This is a genomic window from Methylophaga sp. UBA2012 (assembly GCF_002335235.1).
Taxonomy (GTDB): domain Bacteria; phylum Pseudomonadota; class Gammaproteobacteria; order Nitrosococcales; family Methylophagaceae; genus Methylophaga; species Methylophaga thalassica.
Genome location: NZ_DDCG01000014.1, coordinates 1 through 21,157 on the forward strand (window position 1 = coordinate 1; position 21,157 = coordinate 21,157).

Annotated in this window: 18 protein-coding genes; 10 read left to right on the forward strand and 8 right to left on the reverse strand. The window is 44.8% G+C overall.

Features of this window, described 5'->3' with window-relative positions; genetic code table 11:
• Window positions 1-775, forward strand: a 775-nt coding sequence (locus B2248_RS10595) for an electron transfer flavoprotein subunit alpha/FixB family protein (RefSeq protein ID WP_286722978.1), incomplete at its 5' end; no start/stop codon positions are given.
• Between the two features lie 12 nt (window positions 776-787).
• Entirely contained in the window at window positions 788-1,564 is a 777-nt protein-coding gene (locus tag B2248_RS10600) for a ferredoxin--NADP reductase (RefSeq protein WP_007144331.1), read from the forward strand.
• Window positions 1,565-1,580: 16 nt separating this feature from the next.
• Here the strand turns inward: B2248_RS10600 and B2248_RS10605 are convergent, their stop codons facing one another.
• From B2248_RS10605 to mgtE, 3 genes are all read right to left on the reverse strand, one after another.
• Entirely contained in the window at window positions 1,581-2,444 is an 864-nt protein-coding gene (locus tag B2248_RS10605) for an MOSC domain-containing protein (RefSeq protein WP_273179041.1), read from the reverse strand.
• Between the two features lie 153 nt (window positions 2,445-2,597).
• On the reverse strand, window positions 2,598-2,669 hold the full coding sequence (pqqA, locus tag B2248_RS10610) for a pyrroloquinoline quinone precursor peptide PqqA (protein ID WP_081443609.1): 72 nt from the start codon (window positions 2,667-2,669) through the stop codon (window positions 2,598-2,600).
• Between the two features lie 131 nt (window positions 2,670-2,800).
• Window positions 2,801-4,231, reverse strand: a complete 1,431-nt coding sequence (gene mgtE / locus B2248_RS10615) for a magnesium transporter (RefSeq protein ID WP_273179043.1) — start codon at window positions 4,229-4,231, stop codon at window positions 2,801-2,803.
• A gap of 180 nt (window positions 4,232-4,411) precedes the next feature.
• Here mgtE and B2248_RS10620 point away from each other — a divergent pair, with 180 nt between their 5' ends.
• Window positions 4,412-5,110 (forward strand): GTP cyclohydrolase II, encoded by a 699-nt coding sequence (locus tag B2248_RS10620; RefSeq protein WP_273179044.1) that lies wholly within the window; start codon window positions 4,412-4,414, stop codon window positions 5,108-5,110.
• On the opposite strand, the gene B2248_RS10625 is transcribed toward B2248_RS10620, so the two are convergent.
• Entirely contained in the window at window positions 5,107-6,057 is a 951-nt protein-coding gene (locus B2248_RS10625; RefSeq protein WP_273179046.1) for a LysR family transcriptional regulator, read from the reverse strand. The genes B2248_RS10620 and B2248_RS10625 overlap by 4 nt on opposite strands.
• 116 nt (window positions 6,058-6,173) lie before the next feature.
• Here B2248_RS10625 and B2248_RS10630 point away from each other — a divergent pair, with 116 nt between their 5' ends.
• Together B2248_RS10630 and oadA are read left to right on the forward strand one after the other, a co-directional pair.
• Window positions 6,174-7,589 (forward strand): acetyl-CoA carboxylase biotin carboxylase subunit, encoded by a 1,416-nt coding sequence (locus B2248_RS10630; RefSeq protein WP_273179049.1) that lies wholly within the window; start codon window positions 6,174-6,176, stop codon window positions 7,587-7,589.
• 24 nt (window positions 7,590-7,613) lie between these two features.
• Window positions 7,614-9,416 carry a sodium-extruding oxaloacetate decarboxylase subunit alpha gene (oadA, locus tag B2248_RS10635; RefSeq protein WP_273179072.1) on the forward strand — a complete coding sequence of 601 codons (1,803 nt, stop codon included), beginning with the start codon at window positions 7,614-7,616 and terminating at the stop codon, window positions 9,414-9,416.
• A 2-nt stretch (window positions 9,417-9,418) separates the two neighbouring features.
• On the opposite strand, the gene B2248_RS10640 is transcribed toward oadA, so the two are convergent.
• Both B2248_RS10640 and B2248_RS10645 read right to left on the reverse strand, forming a co-directional pair.
• Complete coding sequence (locus B2248_RS10640) at window positions 9,419-9,967, reverse strand: Slp family lipoprotein (protein WP_273179074.1); 549 nt, start codon at window positions 9,965-9,967, stop codon at window positions 9,419-9,421.
• Window positions 9,968-10,018: 51 nt separating this feature from the next.
• Window positions 10,019-13,360, reverse strand: coding sequence for an EAL domain-containing protein (locus tag B2248_RS10645; protein WP_273179076.1), 3,342 nt, complete (start codon window positions 13,358-13,360; stop codon window positions 10,019-10,021).
• Window positions 13,361-13,648: 288 nt separating this feature from the next.
• Between B2248_RS10645 and B2248_RS10650 the strand changes: the two genes are divergently transcribed.
• The 4 genes from B2248_RS10650 to B2248_RS10665 all read left to right on the forward strand — a co-directional run bounded on the left by B2248_RS10650 (window position 13,649) and on the right by B2248_RS10665 (window position 18,074).
• Window positions 13,649-14,419, forward strand: a complete 771-nt coding sequence (locus B2248_RS10650) for a flagellar motor protein MotB (protein ID WP_007144322.1) — start codon at window positions 13,649-13,651, stop codon at window positions 14,417-14,419.
• An 80-nt stretch (window positions 14,420-14,499) separates the two neighbouring features.
• Window positions 14,500-16,140 carry an acetolactate synthase large subunit gene (locus tag B2248_RS10655; RefSeq protein WP_007144321.1) on the forward strand — a complete coding sequence of 547 codons (1,641 nt, stop codon included), beginning with the start codon at window positions 14,500-14,502 and terminating at the stop codon, window positions 16,138-16,140.
• Between the two features lie 12 nt (window positions 16,141-16,152).
• Entirely contained in the window at window positions 16,153-17,604 is a 1,452-nt protein-coding gene (locus B2248_RS10660; protein ID WP_273179078.1) for an aldehyde dehydrogenase family protein, read from the forward strand.
• Window positions 17,605-17,669: 65 nt separating this feature from the next.
• Window positions 17,670-18,074, forward strand: coding sequence for a hypothetical protein (locus B2248_RS10665; RefSeq protein WP_273179079.1), 405 nt, complete (start codon window positions 17,670-17,672; stop codon window positions 18,072-18,074).
• Here the strand turns inward: B2248_RS10665 and B2248_RS10670 are convergent.
• Entirely contained in the window at window positions 18,061-18,936 is an 876-nt protein-coding gene (locus tag B2248_RS10670; RefSeq protein ID WP_007144318.1) for an alpha/beta hydrolase, read from the reverse strand. The two genes, B2248_RS10665 and B2248_RS10670, sit on opposite strands and share 14 nt — an antisense overlap.
• A gap of 129 nt (window positions 18,937-19,065) precedes the next feature.
• Here B2248_RS10670 and B2248_RS10675 point away from each other — a divergent pair, with 129 nt between their 5' ends.
• Window positions 19,066-20,172 carry a WG repeat-containing protein gene (locus tag B2248_RS10675; RefSeq protein ID WP_273270584.1) on the forward strand — a complete coding sequence of 369 codons (1,107 nt, stop codon included), beginning with the start codon at window positions 19,066-19,068 and terminating at the stop codon, window positions 20,170-20,172.
• On the opposite strand, the gene B2248_RS10680 is transcribed toward B2248_RS10675, so the two are convergent.
• Complete coding sequence (locus tag B2248_RS10680; protein WP_273179084.1) at window positions 20,154-21,074, reverse strand: mechanosensitive ion channel family protein; 921 nt, start codon at window positions 21,072-21,074, stop codon at window positions 20,154-20,156. The two genes, B2248_RS10675 and B2248_RS10680, sit on opposite strands and share 19 nt — an antisense overlap.
• Window positions 21,075-21,157 lie beyond the last annotated feature (83 nt).

The window sequence follows — 21,157 nt, forward strand, 5'->3', positions numbered from 1 at the left end:
CGTCAGTCGAGTATTACATGTCGATGCGCAGCAGTTTGCCCATCCGATCGCAGAAGATGTCAGCAATCAGATTAACTCGATAATCACTGATTATCAGGTCCTTATTGCTGCCCATTCTTCATTTAGTCGCAATGTTTTACCTCGAGTAGCGGCACTCAATGATGTAGCGATGATATCCGATGTATTGGACATTCAATCTGACAATCGTTACGTGCGTGCTATCTACGCTGGTAATGTACACACCACTATACAAAGTCATGATACACGCCAAGTTCTGACAGTGCGTGGCAGCAAGTTTGCGGCGGCTGAATTAAATGGTCAGGCTGAAATAACGACTATCACAGCAGTAGCGCCTTTCACTAAAACACACTGGATCAGCGAGTCACGTATTGAGTCAGACAGACCTGCTCTGAACTCTGCCAAAGTGGTGGTATCAGGCGGACGCTCATTAGGTAGTGCAGAAAAATTTGATGCCTTACTTAATCCATTAGCTGAAAAACTCGGTGCGGCACTGGGCGCGACCAGAGCAGCGGTGGATGCAGGTTATGCACCGAATGAAATTCAGGTCGGTCAAACAGGTGTGACTGTAGCGCCTGAACTGTATTTTGCTGTCGGCGTATCTGGTGCGGTGCAACACACGGCCGGTATGAAAGACAGCCGGATTGTGGTTGCCATCAACCAGGATCCTGATGCACCGATTTTCCAAGTGGCTGACTACGGTTTGGTCGCTGACCTGTTTGATGCCGTGCCGACTTTAACCAATGCCCTTTCATAAAAAGAGATAACGATGAGTACATTTGCAAGCGAACGCGTATTAAGCGTACATCACTGGGATGACAATCTGTTTAGCTTCAAAACGACTCGTGATCCGGGCCTGCGTTTTGAAAATGGTCAATTTGTGATGATTGGCCTTGAGGTCGACAATAAGCCATTAGTCCGTGCTTACAGTATTGCCAGCCCGAATTATGATGAAAATCTGGAATTTTTCAGCATCAAAGTCCCCAACGGCCCACTCACCTCACGCCTGCAACATTTAAAAGTAGGTGATGAAGTTCTGGTCAGTAAAAAACCGACAGGCACCTTGGTGGTTCATGATCTCAAACCGGGTAAAAACCTGTATTTGTTTTCAACCGGCACCGGACTCGCACCTTTTCTCAGCGTGATTCAGGATATTGAAGCCTATGACCGCTTTGAAAAAATTATTCTGGTACATGGGGTGCGTTATCTTAGCGAGCTGGCCTATGCCGACTTTATTGAAAAAGAATTACCTGAGAATGAATTCTTTGGTGAGCTGGTCAGAGAGAAGTTGATCTATTATCCCACCGTGACACGTGAACCCTTCCGAAATGAGGGGCGACTGACGGATCTGATTACCAGTGGCAAACTGTTTGAAGATATTGGCTTACCGCCGCTTGATCCTGCCCACGACAGAGCCATGATCTGTGGTAGCCCACAAATGTTAAATGACACAGCAGCATTATTAGACGAAAGAGGATTTGTGGTTTCCCCTCGTATCGGTGTGCCTGGCGACTATGTAATTGAGCGTGCTTTTGTTGAAAAATAATGGGCTGTAAAGCGTATCATTTAACGAAAACCTCATCACCAATCTGAATTACACCGGCTTCAGCAATCACGCCATAAACGCCCAGATTCTGATCAGCCTGCTTCACAATCGTCCGAAGCATGCCAGTATCTGTGGGAATATGGCGTTGTTGTCGGGTGATCGCTCCACAACGTGGTGTTGTGCCACAACATTGCACATAAGTCTGACCAATCTGAATCGTTTTATCTAACCAAGCTTGTTCAACCAAGCCTTCCATTCCCGGTAAGGTTTCAATAACAATATTGGGACGGAAGCGTTCCACAGCCCAATCAGACTCGGGTTTAAGCTGTTTCATATAATCGAGTGTGGCCGTGGTGAGCAGATGAAAAGGCGTGACTAAGAAAAATGTGCCGGGCAAGGACACATATTCCTGAGCTTGCTCAGGCAAGTTATCCAAATCCGGCAAGGCTTCTCCCGGTTCCCGATCAAACGTGGCTTTTAATTCTTCCAGCCAGGTGTGATCGTCTTGTTTATAACGTTTGTAGAAGTCCTGTTCTTCAATGGGTTTGAGAGGCTGCAAAGTGGAATCGAAGCCCGTCAACAGGGTCAGCAACTGATTCACCTGCGGCTCATCACTGCCAATCACTGCGCCGTCAGGAAAAGTAATATCGACCTGATCGTCGGGTCCGGTCGCATCACCACGCCGGCACTTCGCACGGCAACGCAATAATTGAGGCCGAAACTTACAACTTTGAATTTCCTGTCGCTGTGTATCCTGCAATGCCCAGATACGATCACCGGTTAAACCATTTTCGCCTAAATAACCTTGTTCAAGCTGTTCTCCCGCCATCCCTTTGACCGGATACCGCCAGATTTGTTTGACTGTGCCAACCTTGAGCATAAAACCACCCTGTCTTCATCATGCAGAAACTGATGCTCAGCTTAGGGTCTATCTGAATTCATGTATATCAGGAAATTTACGTAGATAATTTTTCTGCAGGCATAAAAAAAGCCCCAACTAGTGGGGCTTTTTTGCTCTCGATTTGAGAAACTATTATCTGTTGCAGATGTACATAGTTACTTCGAAACCGAAACGCATGTCTGAATATTCTGGTTTAGTCCACATGATAATCACCTCGCTTTGTGTGTTTGTTAGTACGGTTCCTATATTACGAGCCCATAGCAAATCGCAATAGCGTATTTTTCTTTTGATCACTCAGGATTTTCCTGAGTGCAGATAAAATATCTACCTTTCATTCAAGTCGGTAAAAGCAAAGAAGCCAAGCTTAGAAATATCAGAAACCCTAAGGTGTCGGTCATTCCGGTGGTAATAATGCTGCTGCCCAGCACCGGATCCTGTTTCAGCTTCTTTAAAATCAATGGAATACTGACCCCAATTAATGCCGCTAACACCATCGTGCATGACATCGCTAGCATCATCACAAAGGCCAAGCCCAGGTTATGATACAAAATTAAGGTTAACAATCCGGTCAGACTTCCCCATATCAAACCGTTAACAGCAGCCACGGAAAACTCTTTTATATAGAGACGCCGCAGATTATTAGCATCAAGCTGTTTTAATGCCAGACCACGAATCACTAACGCCACCACCTGATTACCCGTATTACCGCCAATATTCGCCGTGATCGGTAATAATGCAGCTAGCGCCACCATACTGCTGATGGTGGTCTGGAACTGATCAATCACACGCGAAGCAATCAATACAATCACCAAATTAAGCGCAATCCAGGGCCAACGGTTTTTTGCTGACTTCATCATCGGGTCAAACAGGTTTTCTTCTTTCGATAAACCAGCCTGAGCCAGAAACTGACGCTGGGACTGTTCTTCCAGTAAATCCATCAAGGAGCTGACACGCAATACGCCAACCAGTTTCTGATGGGCATTAATCACCGGAGCAACCAATAGTTCATAACGCTCAAAATCACGTGCTGCTTCATCGGCAGAGTCGGTGGTATGAAAAATATGGACTTGTTTCAACATACTGTCTGCCACCCGCAACTCACCAGATTTGATTAATAAATCCGAGACAAGCAACAATCCCTGAAATAAACCTGCCGAGTTAATCACCAGAATAAAACCGGATTCATCGGGTAACTTTCCTTTTTGACGTAATTCACGTAACACTTGATCTAGGGTCTGGTGATCAAATACCACGGTAAAGTCATATTCCATCCAGGCACCGACACTCTCTTCAGGAAAGAGTAAGGTGGACTGGACATTTTCACGCTGCTGTTCTGGTAATGAAGATAAAACGCTATGGCCGACGTCATGCGGTAATTCTTGCATTAAATCGGCAATTTCATCGGTATCGAGATGAGATGCTGCCCGAATTAAATCCGTCGGGTTTAATTCTGCTAATAATGTTTGCCGTAAACTGTCGGATAACTCGAGCAATACGGCCCCCATATGCTCGCTATCCAGTAGTTGCCATATAAAAGAACGTTGCACAGGCGGTAATTGCTCAAGCAAGTTCGCAATATCGTAAGGATGTAAGCGATTTAACAATTGCTGAATTTCACCTTGATATTGCTTTACGGTGAGTAATTCGACCAGAGCCTGTTTACCTTTATTCTCTTGTCGCATTGTCAGGGTTTCTACTAATTCCTGACGATTCAGCAAGTCATAAATTAAGTGGAATATATGCTCTGTTTGCTTGATTTGTTGCACGCAAAACGCCTCATCATCTTTAATTGCCGATCCCTTAGTATGCGACAGAGATATTTCAATCTGGTGATCGTCCTGGCTATGGCAGGGCGGGAAAACCTTCCGTTATTTCAATAAATTATTCTTAAAAAGAGTCAGATGCAGTAAAATTGCCGATTGCTTTATTTAACGTTGCCTTACATTGTGAACACAAACCGCCCTAACCTATTCACTGCATTGCTCAGACGAATTAAACACTGTTTTCAATCTTCCAGAGACACGTCAGCCGTTGCGATTCGGACAACAGTTCAGTTGCCGATCATTCTGGCTGATGGCAGTGAAGCTATGGCAGAGATGTATAGTTTTTCGGGCTTAGCGGACGGTAAAGAACATTTTGCGTTAAAACTCGGCAGCCCGGATCCACAGCACCCATTAGTTAGATTACATTCTGAATGTGTCACGGGTGATGCATTGGGTTCTGCTCGTTGCGATTGCGGACCGCAATTGCAAGAAGCATTGAGTTTGTTTAATAAAGAAGGTGGTTATTTATTGTATCTGCGTCAGGAAGGCCGTGGCATTGGCCTCTATGAAAAGCTGGATGCCTATCGTTTACAAGAACAGGGGCACGACACTTTTACCGCCAATCTTAAACTCGGCCATAACGTCGATGAACGCGATTATCAGGCGGCGGCCGATATCCTTAATGCCTTAGGTCTTAATCAGATTATGCTCATGACCAATAATCCAGATAAACGCCAGCAACTGGAAAATGCCGGTATTCAGGTGCATGGAACCCGGCCCACCGGTGTCTTTGCTAATCGTCATAACCATCTTTATCTGCAATCTAAAATTCAACGGGCCAATCACCAGATCAATATTGATGAGTTATCAACTAAACCCTAAACAATATCAAGTGACTGAAAATATTCATGTATTTCTTTCAAATTAGTCTGAATATATTCTAAAAAAGCCTGAGTTACCGGCGTCGCATGTTTGCCTTGCGGTGACACCAGACACCAACTGCGGCGTAATGGAAAACCTTTAATAACCGGGCTCACTAATTGGCCCAGACGCAATTCTGACAGTACACTCAATCTCGGCAAAACTGCCACACCTAATCCCGCTAAAACTGCATGTTTCAATGCATCATTAGAACCAAACTGCATTGTCACATTGAGTGATAAACGCTGTTGCTGACAATGTTGCTCAAGTGCCAGACGATTGCCCGACCCAGATTCACGACTCAGTAACTTCGCATCAAGAAACTGCTGGGGATGGATATTTTTTTTTGTCGCCAGCGGATGATGAACAGGGACCACGGGTATTAATTCATTATCGAGAAAGGGTAAAGATGATAATGAGCGATCATTAGGCACCAGCCCCATAATCACCAAATCTTCTTTATTGTCATTAAGCCTTTCAATCGCCTGAGTTCGGTTAACAATATTCAGATTGACGTTTACCGATGGATACAGCTGTAAAAAACCGCGTAATAAATGCGGCACCGCATATTGAGCTGAACTGACCGCACACAGATTTAATTCACCTGACAGTTTCCCCTCAAGCTTATGCAGATCACTTTGCAGACTCGCCACTTGCTCAAAAATGGCATCAATATGCTCAGCAACGCGTTCTCCAGCACGAGTGCAATATAGCTTACGACCGACATATTCAAATAACGGCTGGCCTAAAGCGAACTCGAGCTTTTTAATTTGTGAGCTGACTGCCGGTTGAGTCAGCCCCAAGCTCTCGGCCCCTTTGCCATACCCTTGTTGTTGGTATACCGCCAGGAACACCTGCATTTGTCGGAAAGACAGTCGACTGATTAATTGCTGTAAAGTCAATGACATAAAAATGAAGAAACCTTATACATAAGTAATTACTTATCACTAATCAAAATTATATCAATTTTTCATTATGTATGAATTACTCTAGCCTGTTTCATAGATTCAATCTGGAGTAGCTCATGTTGAAAAAAGTGTTAATCGCCAATCGTGGTGAAATTGCCGTGCGTATCGTCCGCGCATGTGCAGAGATGGGCATCCGTTCAGTTGCTATTTATACCGAACCCGATCGTTATGCCTTACATGTAAAACGTGCTGATGAATCCTATTCACTCGGCGATGATCCACTGGCGGGTTATCTTGACCCATTACGTATTGTGAACTTAGCGGTAGAAACGGGCTGCGATGCTATCCATCCAGGCTATGGTTTTTTATCTGAAAATGCCGAATTTGCTCGTTTATGTGAAAAAAATAACATCACTTTCGTTGGGCCGAAATCTAGCGTCATCGAAAAAATGGGTGATAAAACCGCCGCCAGAGACAGTATGCGTGATGCTGGTGTACCCATTACACCCGGTTCAGACGGCAATTTAGCTAATTTAGACGAAGCTTTATCACTCGCTGAAGAAGTGGGTTATCCGGTGATGATAAAAGCCACATCCGGTGGTGGTGGTCGTGGTATTCGCCGTTGTGACAGCGCCAATGAGCTGCGTCAACAATATCCACGCGTCATTTCTGAAGCAACAAAAGCTTTTGGTTCGGCTGAAGTTTTCCTTGAGAAATGCATCGTGAATCCACGCCATATTGAGGTTCAAATCCTGGCTGATAGCGAAGGCAATGTAGTGCATTTATATGAGCGAGATTGCTCTATTCAGCGCCGTAACCAGAAATTAATTGAAATTGCACCGAGTCCACAACTGACTCCTGAACAACGTGATTATGTCGGTGGTCTGGCCGTGAAAGCGGCTCAAGCAGTTAACTATGAAAATGCCGGCACAGTCGAGTTCTTACTGACCGGTAATGAAGTGTATTTCATGGAAATGAATACCCGTATTCAGGTAGAGCATACTATTACCGAACAAATTACCGGCATTGATATCGTGCGTGAACAGTTACGCATCGCATCTGGCCTACCGTTGAGCTACCGCCAGCAAGATATTGCCTATCGCGGTTTTGCCCTGCAGTTCCGTATTAATGCCGAAGATCCGAAAAATGATTTCCTTCCCAGTTTTGGACGTATTACGCATTATTACGCGCCGGGAGGTCCGGGTGTACGGGTTGATACCGCGATTTATACAGGCTATGAAATCCCGCCTTATTTCGACTCCATGTGTCTGAAACTGGTGGTTTGGGCACTGGATTGGGAAGATGCGATTAGCCGTGGCCAACGTGCACTCGATGATATGCGGCTACATGGCATTAAAACCACAGAGAACTACTATAAACAGATTCTCAATCATCCTGATTTCCGTTCTGGTCATTTCGACACAAGTTTTGTGCCTAACCATCCGGAATTACTTAACTATTCGAATAAACGACGTCCCAGCGCAGTGGCGCTGGCTTTGGCCACTGCAATTGCAGCCCATGCAGGCTGGTAAGCCTTACACACTGCTGGAGATTTTATGAAAAAAATTGAAGTTACTGATGTCATCCTGCGTGATGCTCACCAATCACTGATTGCTACACGTATGCGTACTGACGATATGCTGCCTGTCTGCGACAAACTCGACCAGGTCGGTTATTGGTCATTGGAAGTCTGGGGGGGTGCGACGTTTGATGCTTGTGTGCGTTATTTAAAAGAAGACCCTTGGGAAAGACTCCGACAATTAAAACAAGCCTTACCTAAAACCCGTTTACAAATGTTATTGCGTGGTCAAAATCTGTTGGGCTACCGCCATTATGCTGACGATGTGGTCAGTGCTTTTGTCGAGCGCGCAGCTGAAAACGGTATTGATGTATTTCGTATTTTTGATGCGCTGAATGACTTACGCAATCTGGAAACCGCGATGCAAGCGGTTAAAAAAGCCGGTAAACATGCTCAAGGTACGATCAGCTACACCACCAGCCCGGTTCACACGCCTGAATTGTTTGTGAAACAAGCTAAAGATCTGCAAAACATGGGGGCAGACTCTATTGCCATTAAAGATATGGCTGGTTTATTAGCGCCTTATCCAACCTATGATTTAGTTAAGGCGATTAAATCAGAAGTTGACTTACCCTTAGTCATCCACTCTCATTCAACATCCGGTCTGGCAGCACAATGCCAGTTAAAAGCCATTGAAGCGGGTGTAGACCGTATTGATACCGCCATTTCGTCATTTGCCAATGGCACTAGTCATCCGGCCACAGAATCTCAAGTCGCTGCACTGCGTAATACGGAATGGGATACCGGCCTTGATTTGAACCTTTTATCCGAAATTGCTGACTATTTCCGCGAAGTTCGTAAAAAATACCATCAGTTTGAAAGTGAGTTTACTGGCGAAGATGTGTCAGTACAGATAAACCAGGTACCAGGCGGCATGATGTCAAACCTGGCAAATCAATTAAAAGAACAAAACGCACTGGATCGGATTCGTGATGTATTTGCTGAAATTCCTCGCGTCCGTGAAGATCTGGGCTACCCGCCACTGGTCACGCCAACCTCACAAATTGTTGGCACCCAGGCGGTATATAACGTCTTAGCCGGTGAACGTTATAAAACCATCACCAATGAAGTGAAACGTTATTTACAAGGTGGTTACGGCCAACCACCTGCTCCAGTAAATGCCCAGTTGCAGAAAAAAGCCATTGGTAACGAAGAAGTCATTGAGTCTCGTCCTGCTGATGCGCTGTCACCTGAGCTCAATAAGCTGAGAGCGGATATTGGTGACTTAGCTAAATCTGAAGAAGATGTGCTGACTTTTGCCATGTTCCCTGATCTGGGCCGTGAATTCCTGCAACAACGTGCTGAAGGTACCTTGAAACCAGAACCGTTATTGCCGTTGACTGAAGCCAGCAATAATAAAGAAGGTATTGCGACGGAGTTTAAAGTCGATGTCCACGGTGAAAGCTACGATATCGCCATCACGGGTGTCGGTGATGTCGGTGGCGGCAAACGTAAATTCTACATTTCTATTGATGGCATGCCCGAAGAAGTGACTTTCGAGGCATTAAACGAGTATGTCAACGATAGCGGTAGTAATGCTGGTGGCCGTAAGAAAGCGACCGATCCTGGCCATGTCACGGCACCATTGCCAGGCAATGTTGTTGATGTTCTGGTTCAGGAAGGCGACAAAGTGGAAGCGGGCCAAGCCTTGTTAGTCATGGAAGCCATGAAAATGGAAACCGAGTTGCTGGCTAATATCTCTGGCACAGTAAAAGCACTGCATGTGAAAAAAGCCGACCGCGTTACACCAGGTGAAACCTTAATTGAGATTGTTGAATAAGGTTACCAATAGTAGCCATCATAATAACGCCATGAAGGGCGTAAGCCTGGCCCGTAATACGGGCCATAGGCGAAGGGGTCATAATAGTACGGATGGCCTCGCCAATAAGGATCACGTGAGTAATCATTCTTACTCCAGCGATACAATTGAGTAGCCGTCACTACCGGTAAGCTCATCGATTTTTTATCGATAGTGACTGTCTCTTTGTTTTTAACAATCCCCGCTACCGTGATTAATGTACCGGCTTTATAGATGTAGGGGTCGATAAAGCTATCTGAATGGATTAGAAATCGGCCCTGACTGACACCATCACTATCGGGTCTTCCAAAACTATTCAGTGGGAACTGAACAACATGGATGGTGGAACCGTTATCATCATTCTCCACTTTGACCACTTGCCCACCCCAGCGAATGCTATCTCCCTTGTGCTGTTCTGCTTGCGTAGCCACCTGACTCAATTGCCAATCAGGATTCGGGGCTTCTTTTATTGCCACAGGCAAATTACTACACGCACTGAGAAGCAACATCACTATTGGAAGCAAAAACCGCATATTCTTACACCCTCTTCATTCAAGTTCTGTTGTGACTGAAATTGTGATGAGTTAGTTCTGACCAGACTCTTTTGCTATGAAAAATATATCGTTCTCAATACCGCTAATCATGAACAATAATCGCTGATAGATCATCTCAAAGTCTTCAACACAAGCTATGGCATCAGACATTTTTTCAGCTAAGGCATATTCTCGCATTTGAGTAGCTAGTCCGTGCCATTCCCGATGTGTTTTCGCAAGTTCATCGAGCCAGGATTCTTCAAATAGATTCTGATTTTTAACACGTTCAATCCATGTACCACAGTGACAGTAATGAATATCCATTATCGGCCATTGTGTTGATATGGCAGAATCAATGCTTTGATCAAAATTACTTAAAAATACTTTTCGCCACCGCTCCAGTGTCAGAGACAAAAAACGCAAGGCTTTTTGTCTGGGAGAGAGCAGCAAGTCCACCGCAGCCAACCACTGAGGATCAGCATGATAATGTGCTAGCCAGGGAAGCACTTCATCACTCGGCATCGGCTTAGCAATCCCATAGCCTTGCGCGTTCTCACAGCCGATGAGCAATAGCATCAACCCATGTTCAACACTTTCTACCCCTTCCGCGATAACCTGTCGATTAAAGGCTTCCGCCAGTCCAGTCACGCCATCCACAATAGTGTAATCCTGAGGGTCGTCAAGCATGTCACGAATGAAACTCTGATCAATCTTAATGGTATCCGCATTCAAATGACGTAAATGGGTCAGAGAGGAATAACCCGTGCCAAAATCATCTAAAGCCACAGAGACACCAAGAGAGTCTCTACATTTTCTGATGATCTTGGTGATAGCACCGATATCACCCAGTGCTGATGTTTCCACAATTTCCAATTGCAGATATTCCGCGCTAATGTCTGGATATTGATTCAGCATAGCTTCCACATTTTCTACAAAGTAAGCCGACTGCAAGTGGTAAGAAGCGATATTGACACTCAATGAGATACGGTAGCCAGCATGATGTAATAGCTGCAGTTGTTGAAGCGCTTGTTGCAAAACCCACTGCCCCATTTCAATTTCTAATTCACTGTCTGCGATCAGTGGTAAAAACTTCAGCGGCGTTAATAAACCACGCGTTGGATGTTGCCAGCGGATCAAGGCTTCCATACCAAACACCTCGCCAGTCGTCATATTGACTTTCGGCTGGTAAAACAAACGGAATTCATTAGTTTGCAAGCCTTGGCGAATATCATGTAACAATTGTTGTTTTTCGATATTCAACTGATTGTCGGCCGGGTTGAATAATTGATAATGATTACGCCCAGATAATTTAGCCTGATACATACTTTGGTCAGCATGACGCAATAAAGTATCAAGATCATCATTTTCCTGAGTGTAAAAACTGACCCCGCTTGATGCGCTGATGTTCAGGCGTAAATCATCCACATGGTAGGGTTGAGCAATCGACTGATGAATGCGTTTCAGCATCTCTTCACACTCTTCCACTGACTCAACATCACGAAAAATAATGGCAAATTCATCCCCACCAAACCGTGAAATCGTGTCTTCTTCGCGCACATTACTTTTTAATCGGTTAGCCACCTCGACCAGCAGTTGGTCACCCACATCATGACCATAAGTATCATTAACGGGTTTAAAGTCATCCAGATCAACAAAACAGATGGCCAGCATGCTGCCAGAGCGTTTGCAGTGTGCCACTGCTTGTGAAAAACGATCAGCAAACAAGACACGGTTAGGCAGTTTTGTCAGCACATCGTAATGTGCCATCAGCTCAAGAATATCCTGCTGTTCTTTTGCCTGAGTAATATCAGAAAACAACCCGACAAAATGTCGCGTCGTACCGTCATCATCCATTAAGGAAGAGACGGTCAACAGTTCAGCATATAATTCACCATTTTTTCTACAGTTCCAGACTTCACCCTGCCAATAACCATGCTCCGTTATTGATTTCCACATGTTCTGAAAAAACTCAGGAGGATGTTTACCGGAGCTCAATAAATGAGGTGTATGACCTATTGCCTCTTCACGACTGTAACCTGTGATATTACAAAACGCCGGATTAACATCGGTAATCACACCTCTGGTATCGGTGATCATGATCGCTTCGTGTGCTTGATTGAACACGCGTGATGAAAACCGTAATTGTTCTTCCGCTTCCTTACGTACAGTGATGTCATATATCACCAGTAACGTTTCATCACCAAAGGTATTTTCAACGACTGAAGAACTAACCAGCACAACACGCGATTTACCTGATTTAGTCTGAATTTCTATCTCAAAGGCATTGCTCATGCTGCTGATATGAGTCACTTCAGTTACAAAATCCTGCTTCAGTTTTTCTCGCTGCTGCTGCACCTGAGCAATTAATTGGCGCCAGTTTGGTAGAGACTCAATATCTTCCAGCGAATAACCGAAGGTTTCTTTAAAGGCCTGGTTAATAAACGTCACTCGTTGTTGTTTGTCCATTAACACATAAGGCACTGGTGATGATTGAATCAGATTGCGATATTTATAGTTTGCAATAGATGCCACCAACACAAAGCGAATAATGGCTGCCAACAATAAAAAAACAATGCTAGCAATGCCATAGATCGCTACCACCTGCTGCCAGTAATTTTGGGGTAATGCTGACCAACCGCCTTTAGGTTCGGCAGCGAGTATCCACTCTCCCTCTGGCAATTTGAGGGTCTGTATCAGCGTCGGTTGCTGAAACAATGCCGGATCCCCAAAAAACACGGCACCCTGTCTACCAAGGCTGTCTTTACCACGTATTGCCAGTTTAAACGGCATGGGATCCTTCAACCCCACGTGACTAAAAAACTTATCGACATCAATAACTGCTGAAATGAGCCCCCAAAAATATTCTTCACCTGTATTTTCATCGTTTAAGAACACAGGTACACGAGTCACCAACCCCGTTCCTCCCTGCTTTAATTCAAGCGGCCCTGCCAGCACAAGCTCACGCGTGCGTCTGGCCCTGTCAGCAGCCTCAAACTGCTCAGGTTCTTTACGATAATCCAGGCCGATAGCGAGCTCATTGCCTTCCACCGGATACATGTATTTAATGATCATGTCCGGCGCCGCAGCAATGTTGCGAATTTCTGACTCGTTATTCACCAAATAACCGACAGCCTCCGCAAATTGTTTCTGCGTTAAATGCTGATTGACCGCAAACAGGCTTGGTAGACCACGAATAAGTTGAATATGAGTTTGTAGCTCGGTGGTTAGGCGGTTCTGATATTCCGTCAAGAAGTTTTGAGTCTGTGTGTATTGCTCAGAGCGATAATTATCATCTAAACGTTCACTGATAAATGTCGCTACTGAGATGAAGATCACAGCTAGCACAGCCAGTATGCTATAGAATGCCATTCTTGTATAAGTGTTGGTGTACATAACTGGCTATCGCTTTAACGACATGAAATATAAGCTCTTTTCACAAAGAGCGTCCTCGCAATCCTTGGGGAAAAATCGATAGTGACTTATACCACTATCGCTTTTATACACAGGCAAGCTTCTCAACAACACTTGCAACATACGTATTAATGCAACATATTAACGTGTATACGATTGATTCGCATAGCAATATCTATACCCCTAAAAGAGCATAAAGGTATCAGATAATGCGAACTGGTCGGACAAAAGCGAGTAGATTTGAATAACCAGAGCCAATACCGACCCAATATGAAGAAACAAAGCAGTGGAATCCCTCGCTATTTAGCCACTTTCGCTGATCTTATGACTTTGTTACTTTGCTTTTTTGTATTGCTGCTCAGTATGGCTGAAATTGACGCACTTAAATACAAAGTCGTGGTTCGCTCGATGGAGAATGCTTTTGGCGTAAAAAAAGATACGCCCGAAGAGATCGTCAAAGCCACCAGTATCATTAAACAGACCTTCTCCCCATCTCCTACAGATACACCATCACCGCTCTCTAAGATCTTCCAAGAAAGCCTGAACGATGAACGTGTCATCAAAATTCATGATGCCAATTTGTATCAGAGAGCAAAATTGAATAGCCTAATGGCAACGCTACAGAAAAAATTCATCAAAGCGATTACAGCAGGGCAGCTGAGTCTGGAAACTATTGATGACCGGGTCATTATTCGCATTAATGAAAATGCTTCTTTTCCCTCGGGACAAGCAACTTTAAAATCCGGGATATTGCCAGTTATTGCTCATATCTCGGATGTTCTGACGGAACTCAATACTACTTTTGTAGTCGCAGGACATACAGATAACGTCCCACTGAGCAACTTAAATTATCGGTCGAACTGGGAGTTATCCGCAGCGAGGGCAACATCAGTAGTGCATGCATTATTGGGTAATAAAGGCTTACAACCCGAACAATTCAGAGTTGAAGCGTATGCCGATACCAGACCTATTCGCTCAAACCTGACCTCACAAGGGCGTGCGATGAACCGTCGGGTTGAAATTGGCATTATTAACCCATAGCGGTAAGCTGAATTATCACTATATAATCAAGTTAACAGAAAACAGATCGGCCCCCTGAAACCAACGGATAAGGACGCATCATGAAAACATCAGACCTACTCGTCAAAGCACTGGAAAACGAAGGGGTCGAATATATCTTCGGCATTCCCGGCGAAGAAAATCTGGATTTTCTTGATTCATTAAAGCATTCCTCTATCAGGCTGATTATTACTCGTCACGAACAAGGCGCAGGATTCATGGCAGCCAACTACGGGCGGCTAACTGGTAAACCTGGTGTATGTTTATCGACACTTGGGCCTGGCGCAACCAATCTGGTCACCCCTGCCGCTTATGCACAACTAGGTGGTATGCCGATGTTGATCATTACCGGGCAAAAACCCATCAAAGAAAGCAAACAAGCCTTGTTTCAGATTGTGGATGTGGTCAATATGCTGCGCCCGATCACTAAGTTCACCAAACAAGTCGTGCATGGCAGCACTATCGCCGCCACTGTTCGTGAGGCTTTCCGTATCGCCGTCGAAGAACGCCCCGGCGCAGTTCATATTGAACTTCCGGAGGACATTGCTGCGGAAGAAGCTCATCAGCGTATATACACGGTTGAAACTATCCGCCGTCCGGACGCCGATAACCGCACGATTCAACATGCTTTGAAAATGATTGAAGAGGCGTCAATGCCTCTACTACTAATCGGTGCCGGAGCCAACCGTAAACGAGCCAGTGCTGCTTTAACAAAATTTGTCGAACATACCGGTATTCCCTTTTTCAACACGCAACTGGGCAAAGGCGTGATTGATGAGCGGCATGATAGCTATCTGGGTACCGCTGCGTTGTCAGAATCGGACTTCTTACACTGTGCTATTGAACGAGCGGATCTGATTATTAATGTGGGTCACGATGAAGTAGAAAAACCGCCTTTCTTCATGAAAGATGGCGGCGCTCAAGTCATTCATATTAATTTCCATGCCGCTGAAATTGATCCTGTTTACTTCCCCCAACTCGATGTAGTCGGTGATATCGCCACCTCCATTAATCGTCTGCGTACGGGTTTAACAGTTCAACCACATTGGGACTTTTCGTATTACTACAGAGTAAAACAAGAAGTAAATGAACGGCTGTCCAAATACAGCGATGATGAACGCTTCCCTATCCTGCCGCAGAGTGCAGTACGCATTATTCGTGAAGCCATGGGTGAAGAAGATATCCTCGCTCTGGATAATGGGGTATACAAAATCTGGTTTGCTCGAAACTATCCTAGCTATTACTACAATTCACTGCTGCTGGACAACGCCCTCGCCACAATGGGAGCAGGACTATCCACCGCGATGATGGCGAAAATGCTGAATCCGGATCATAAAGTCATGGCTGTCTGTGGTGATGGCGGTTTTATGATGAATTCACAAGAAATGGAAACCGCTGTCAGACTGGGCCTTGATTTGGTCGTGTTGATATTCAACGACAACGCCTATGGCATGATCAAGTGGAAACAAGAAGGTATGGGCTTTGAAGATTATGGCCTTAACTTTAATAACCCTGATTTTGTGAAATATGCCGATAGCTATGGCGCGATTGGTCACAGACCCACCAGTCATGCCGAGTTCGTCAAAACCCTTGATTACGCTCTCAATGCCAAAGGGGTTCACCTGATTGATCTGGCTGTTGATTACTCGCTGAATTACTCCATCCTTAGTGAAGGCCTGAAACAAAAAATCTGTATTTTATAAGGAGCTTATATAATGACCACGCCCCATTTTCCGTTGAAGATCGCTGGTTTATCAAAAACGGAAGCTTCCCGGGCGGAAGTCTTCTCGCCCTTTAATGAACAATTACTCGGCACTGTCGATCAAGCAAATAAAGCGGATATTGATAAAGCCTTAACCACGGCACATTCGCTATTTAAAGACCGATCACAGTGGCTTAAGGTTGTTGAACGTATTGCCATTCTCGAAAAAGCCGTTGAGATGATGAAAGCAGAGGCAGACAGTCTCGCTGTCGGTGCGGCTGAAGAAGGTGGTAAACCTCTTATTGATTCTCAGGTCGAAATGAATCGCTGTATTGATAGTATTCGTGCCTGTATTGATGGCTTGCGAAATGATGCACCGCATACGATTCCCATGGGTATTAATCCAGCCTCACAACACCGTTTAACCACAATACGTAAAGAACCAATTGGTGTGGTGGTTGCCATCAGCGCATTTAATCATCCACTTAATCTTATCGCTCATCAGGTCGGTCCGGCGATTGCCACAGGTTGCCCGGTCATTGTAAAACCTGCCGAAAAAACACCTTTATCCTGTTTCCGCCTGGTGGAAATATTCCATAAAGCCGGTTTGCCAGAGGGCTGGTGTCAGGCTCTACTGACGGAAAGTCACGAAGATACCGAATCTCTGGTCACCGATGATCGTGTGGCCTTTCTGAGCTTTATCGGTAGCGCTAAAGTGGGCTGGTATTTACGCTCAAAACTCGCCCCCGGCACACGATGCGCCCTTGAGCATGGGGGTGTCGCTCCGGTTATTGTGACCAAAGATGCTGATGTTGATGCCGCCATTCCAGGACTTAGCAAAGGTAGTTTTTATCATGCAGGCCAGGTGTGCGTCTCTGTACAACGGATCTATGCTCATCGCTCTATTGCCAGACAATTGGCAGAAAAATTAGCGGAAGCGGCCAAACAGCTTAAAGTGGGTGATCCGGTATCAGCCGATACGGAAGTGGGCCCAATTATCAAAAAATCTGAGCTAACCCGGATTGATGATTGGGTGAAGGAAGCCATTAACTCTGGTGCTGAATGTCTGTGCGGTGGTAAAGCATTAGCTGATAATTGTTACGCACCAACGGTGTTATTCAACCCACCAGCGAATGCCAAAGTCACCACATCTGAAGTGTTTGGCCCTGTCGTCAATGTGTATCCATTTGATGATGTTGATGAGGCTCTGGCGGCGGCTAACAGTCTGCCCTTTGCCTTTCAGGCCTCGGTATACAGTCGCGAGTTAAATGCGGCGATGTATGTGGCTGACAAGCTCGATGCGTCGGCTGTGATGATTAATGAACACACCGCATTTCGTGTCGACTGGATGCCTTTTGCCGGTTTAAAACACTCCGGTTTAGGTACAGGTGGTATTCCTTACACAATGGAAGATATGCAGGTTGAAAAGATGATTGTGATGACATCAAAAGGTATTTCTGCCTGAATATGATTAATTTAAACAACAAGGCACTGTTTTTAACAGTGCCTTGTTTCTTGGCCTCTCTGCTAATGTTTGTATCAAAAGCGAATGCTGACACTGATGTTAGAGCCGTAACAAAACCTAGCGTAAATCGTTTTACACCGCTAAATTCTGACAAATCCTCATCATTGACCCTATCACCCTCTGGCTGCGTCAGAACAACCGAAACAGTGACCTTATCTGGAACGGTGGATAGTCCAGAAAAAAAATGGCTGCTCAAGTCTGGTGATGATTGGCTGCCTATAGAAACCATGGCCATTAATAATAAACAGATCTTATTGACGTTACCGGCAACACAGCTTTCAGCAGGTCAGTCTTATCCCTTATTTGCAGTGGAAGGTAAGCATCAAATAGACTCAGGGTTGAGCATCACGATCTGTCCCGCTTTTAGCCAATTACCTTTATTACCCGCCCCTACGCCTAAAACTGATTAATAAATTCAATAATGGTTTGCCTGAGCTTATCATCGCCTCTTAAAGGTTTAGCCAGATGAGAAACCATGGCTACGTGATTTAGTGCTTCAAACTCGACAAGCTGAACCGGACCGTTTTTCCGCTTAATCTCTGCAGCCAGATTAATACTGTTCCTGGGTAACACCGTGTGGTCCTTGTTACCTACCATCAGTAACATTGGCGGGTTTTCACCATCAACAAACTGAATCGGCTGACTTTGCCAGCGCTCTGGTTCAGGGCCAAAGATATGCTTCAAGCGCTGACTCTTTAAAGGCAAGAAATCATAGGGCCCGGCCAAACCAATCATGCCTTGAATATCTGTTGGCTTATAACCGTAGTTAGCCAAATATGATGCATTCAAGCTTAATAATGCTGCAATATGTGCCCCGGCCGAATGCCCGGCAATAAATACCTGTTGTTTGTCACCACCGTAGTCACGAATATGTTCAAACACCCAAGCCATCGACCGTGCGGCATCATCGACAAATTCAGGGAAGACCACTTCAGGATACAAACGATAATCAGGAATGATGACAATATAGCCAGCAGATGTCAGCGCTTCTGCAACAAACTTATAATCAGCTTTATCACCTGAGTCCCAACTGCCACCGTAAAAGAATACGATTGTCTTCAGTGGTTGTTTGAATGTAGCTGCTCCAGGCAGATAAATATCCAGCTTTTGTCTTTGGCTCGTACCATAAGCCTGGTCCGCTATTTTTTGATAACCATCTTCTGGTACCAGTGCATTTAATACCGTCACGGGTGAACAAGCATTACATAGCGATACCATCAGTGCCGTCACTGTCCGTTGAAAAACCTGCCAATAACGCCCTCTGATTAACATCGACAACCCATTTCTGAAAGCTCTACAAATATAAAATAAACCTTTGATTTATATTGTTATTAGGTTCACGTGAAATTCACGTTAAGCGGCAGAGACTCAAGTTAACAATCAACGTCAAAGGTGATGATGATGAAACGTTTTATGATTAAAATCCTTCTGACTTTCTCTCTCATGCCATTCTCTGCTGCCATGGCAAATAAGATAGTCATTAATTATGACTTTGATGCCGTTAGCCCCTTCTATCAAGACACCGCTATTGTTGTACAGAATAAACAAGGCATACCTTATGTTGGTCTTATCAACACGGTTGGTGAATTTATTCTGCCGCCTCAAAAACACATTGAAATAAAAGCGTTTAATGAGGGACTTGCGCCAATCCGCATTGATCAGCGCTGGGGTTTTATTGATACCAGTGGTCAGATAGTCATTCCTGCCATATTTAAGAAACTAACCTCTTTTAATGAAGGCTTAGCAGCTGTATTAGAAGAAGATAAGTGGGGATTCATTAATACAAAAGGTGAGTGGGTGATCTCTCCCCGGTTTGATAAAGCTGACATCTTTCAGGAAGGCAAAGCCGCTGTGAAACAATATGGCTCCTGGGGATTTATTGATGAACAAGGCAGATGGGTTGTTCAGGCAAAATTTCGTGACACAAAGCGCTTTAGTGGCGGCCTGGCAGCGGTGAAAACAAATGATGGTTGGGGCTATGTAGACACTCAAGGTCATATGATGATTACCCCCAAATACGACACTGTTTACTCTTTTAATGAGCAGCGCGCCTTAGTCAGTAACAATCAAAGCTGGAGGTTTATATCTCAAGACGGCACTTTATTAAATGATAAAGAATATGAGCACGCTCAGCCCTTTAGTGAAGGTAAAGCCGTGGTGATGCATAATGGCAAATATGGCTATATTGATATACAAGGAAATGAGCTAGTCAGCCCGGTTTATGATAATGCCTGGTCATATAGAGATGGTCTGGCCAGAGTAGAAAAAGCCGGAAAAGTCGGCTATCTGGATGCAACGGGCAAGCTTGTTATCGAACCTCAATATAAATGGGGCCAGTCTTTTCAGGAAGGGCTGGCAGCCGTCACCTTAGATTACTGGGATTATGGTTATATCAACCAACGTGGTGAGCTGGTCATTCCTCCTCAGTATGATGATGCCAAACCGTTTAATAACGGCTTGGCACCGGTCAAACATGAGGGTAAATGGGGTTATGTCTCTTTTGATTGATTCGCGGCTGCTTCCATCAATTTCACGTCAAATGGTTTACTGGCTTCGCCGAAATAAATCGTACTGTGAGGGAATGGAATTTCAATATTTTTCTCATCAAAGCTCAGCTTGATGCGTCTTAAAAACTCTCGACCAACCGTCCACTGTTGAATGGGCAGCGTTTTGATTCTGCCCTTAATAATCACTGCCGAATTATCGAGTTTATCCACACCAAAAATCTCGGGTGGTTCAAGAATCAAGTTTTTCATATCTTCGTCAGCCATCAGCCCATCAGCGACTTCCCGAATGACTTCTATTACCTCATCGGTATTTTCTTTATACGCCACGCCGATATCAAACACATAAGCTGACCATTCAGTCGTCATATTACTTAGTGTGGTAATCGTGCCATTTGGAAAAAAGTGCACAATACCGGCCAAATCGCGTAATACGGTGGTGCGGAAATTAATGGCCTCTACTAAACCACCGGTACCATTAATCACGGCCACATCACCGACCCGTATCTGATTTTCCAGAATCATAAAAAAGCCTGAAATCACATCCCTCACCAGGTTTTGCGCCCCAAAGCCAATCGCCAAGCCGACAATCCCGGCACTGGCAATAAGCGGTCCGACTTCCACGCCAATTTCTCTTAATATAATCAGGAAAAAAGTAATCCATATTGCCAATAGGCCGGCTTGTTTTAACAATCTGACAATGGTTTCGATGCGCTTTCTGGATTCCAATGAAGACTCGCCCCTCGCGGTCGCCTTCCCGACCAGTCTTACTTCAAAGCGCTGCAGTGCCGATTTCATCAACCACGTCGCCACCCAGGCAATAATAAAGATAAGCACCATTCGCAAGCTGGCAGTAATAATGGCAGACCAGCTGATCTCTTCAATAAAAGTTTTTATTGATTCCATCATTTACTCCGTTAAAAAGGTGAATTCAGACGTCATATCCGAGATAATATTTCACATGTGAATGCGAGTTAACAGCGCTGTTA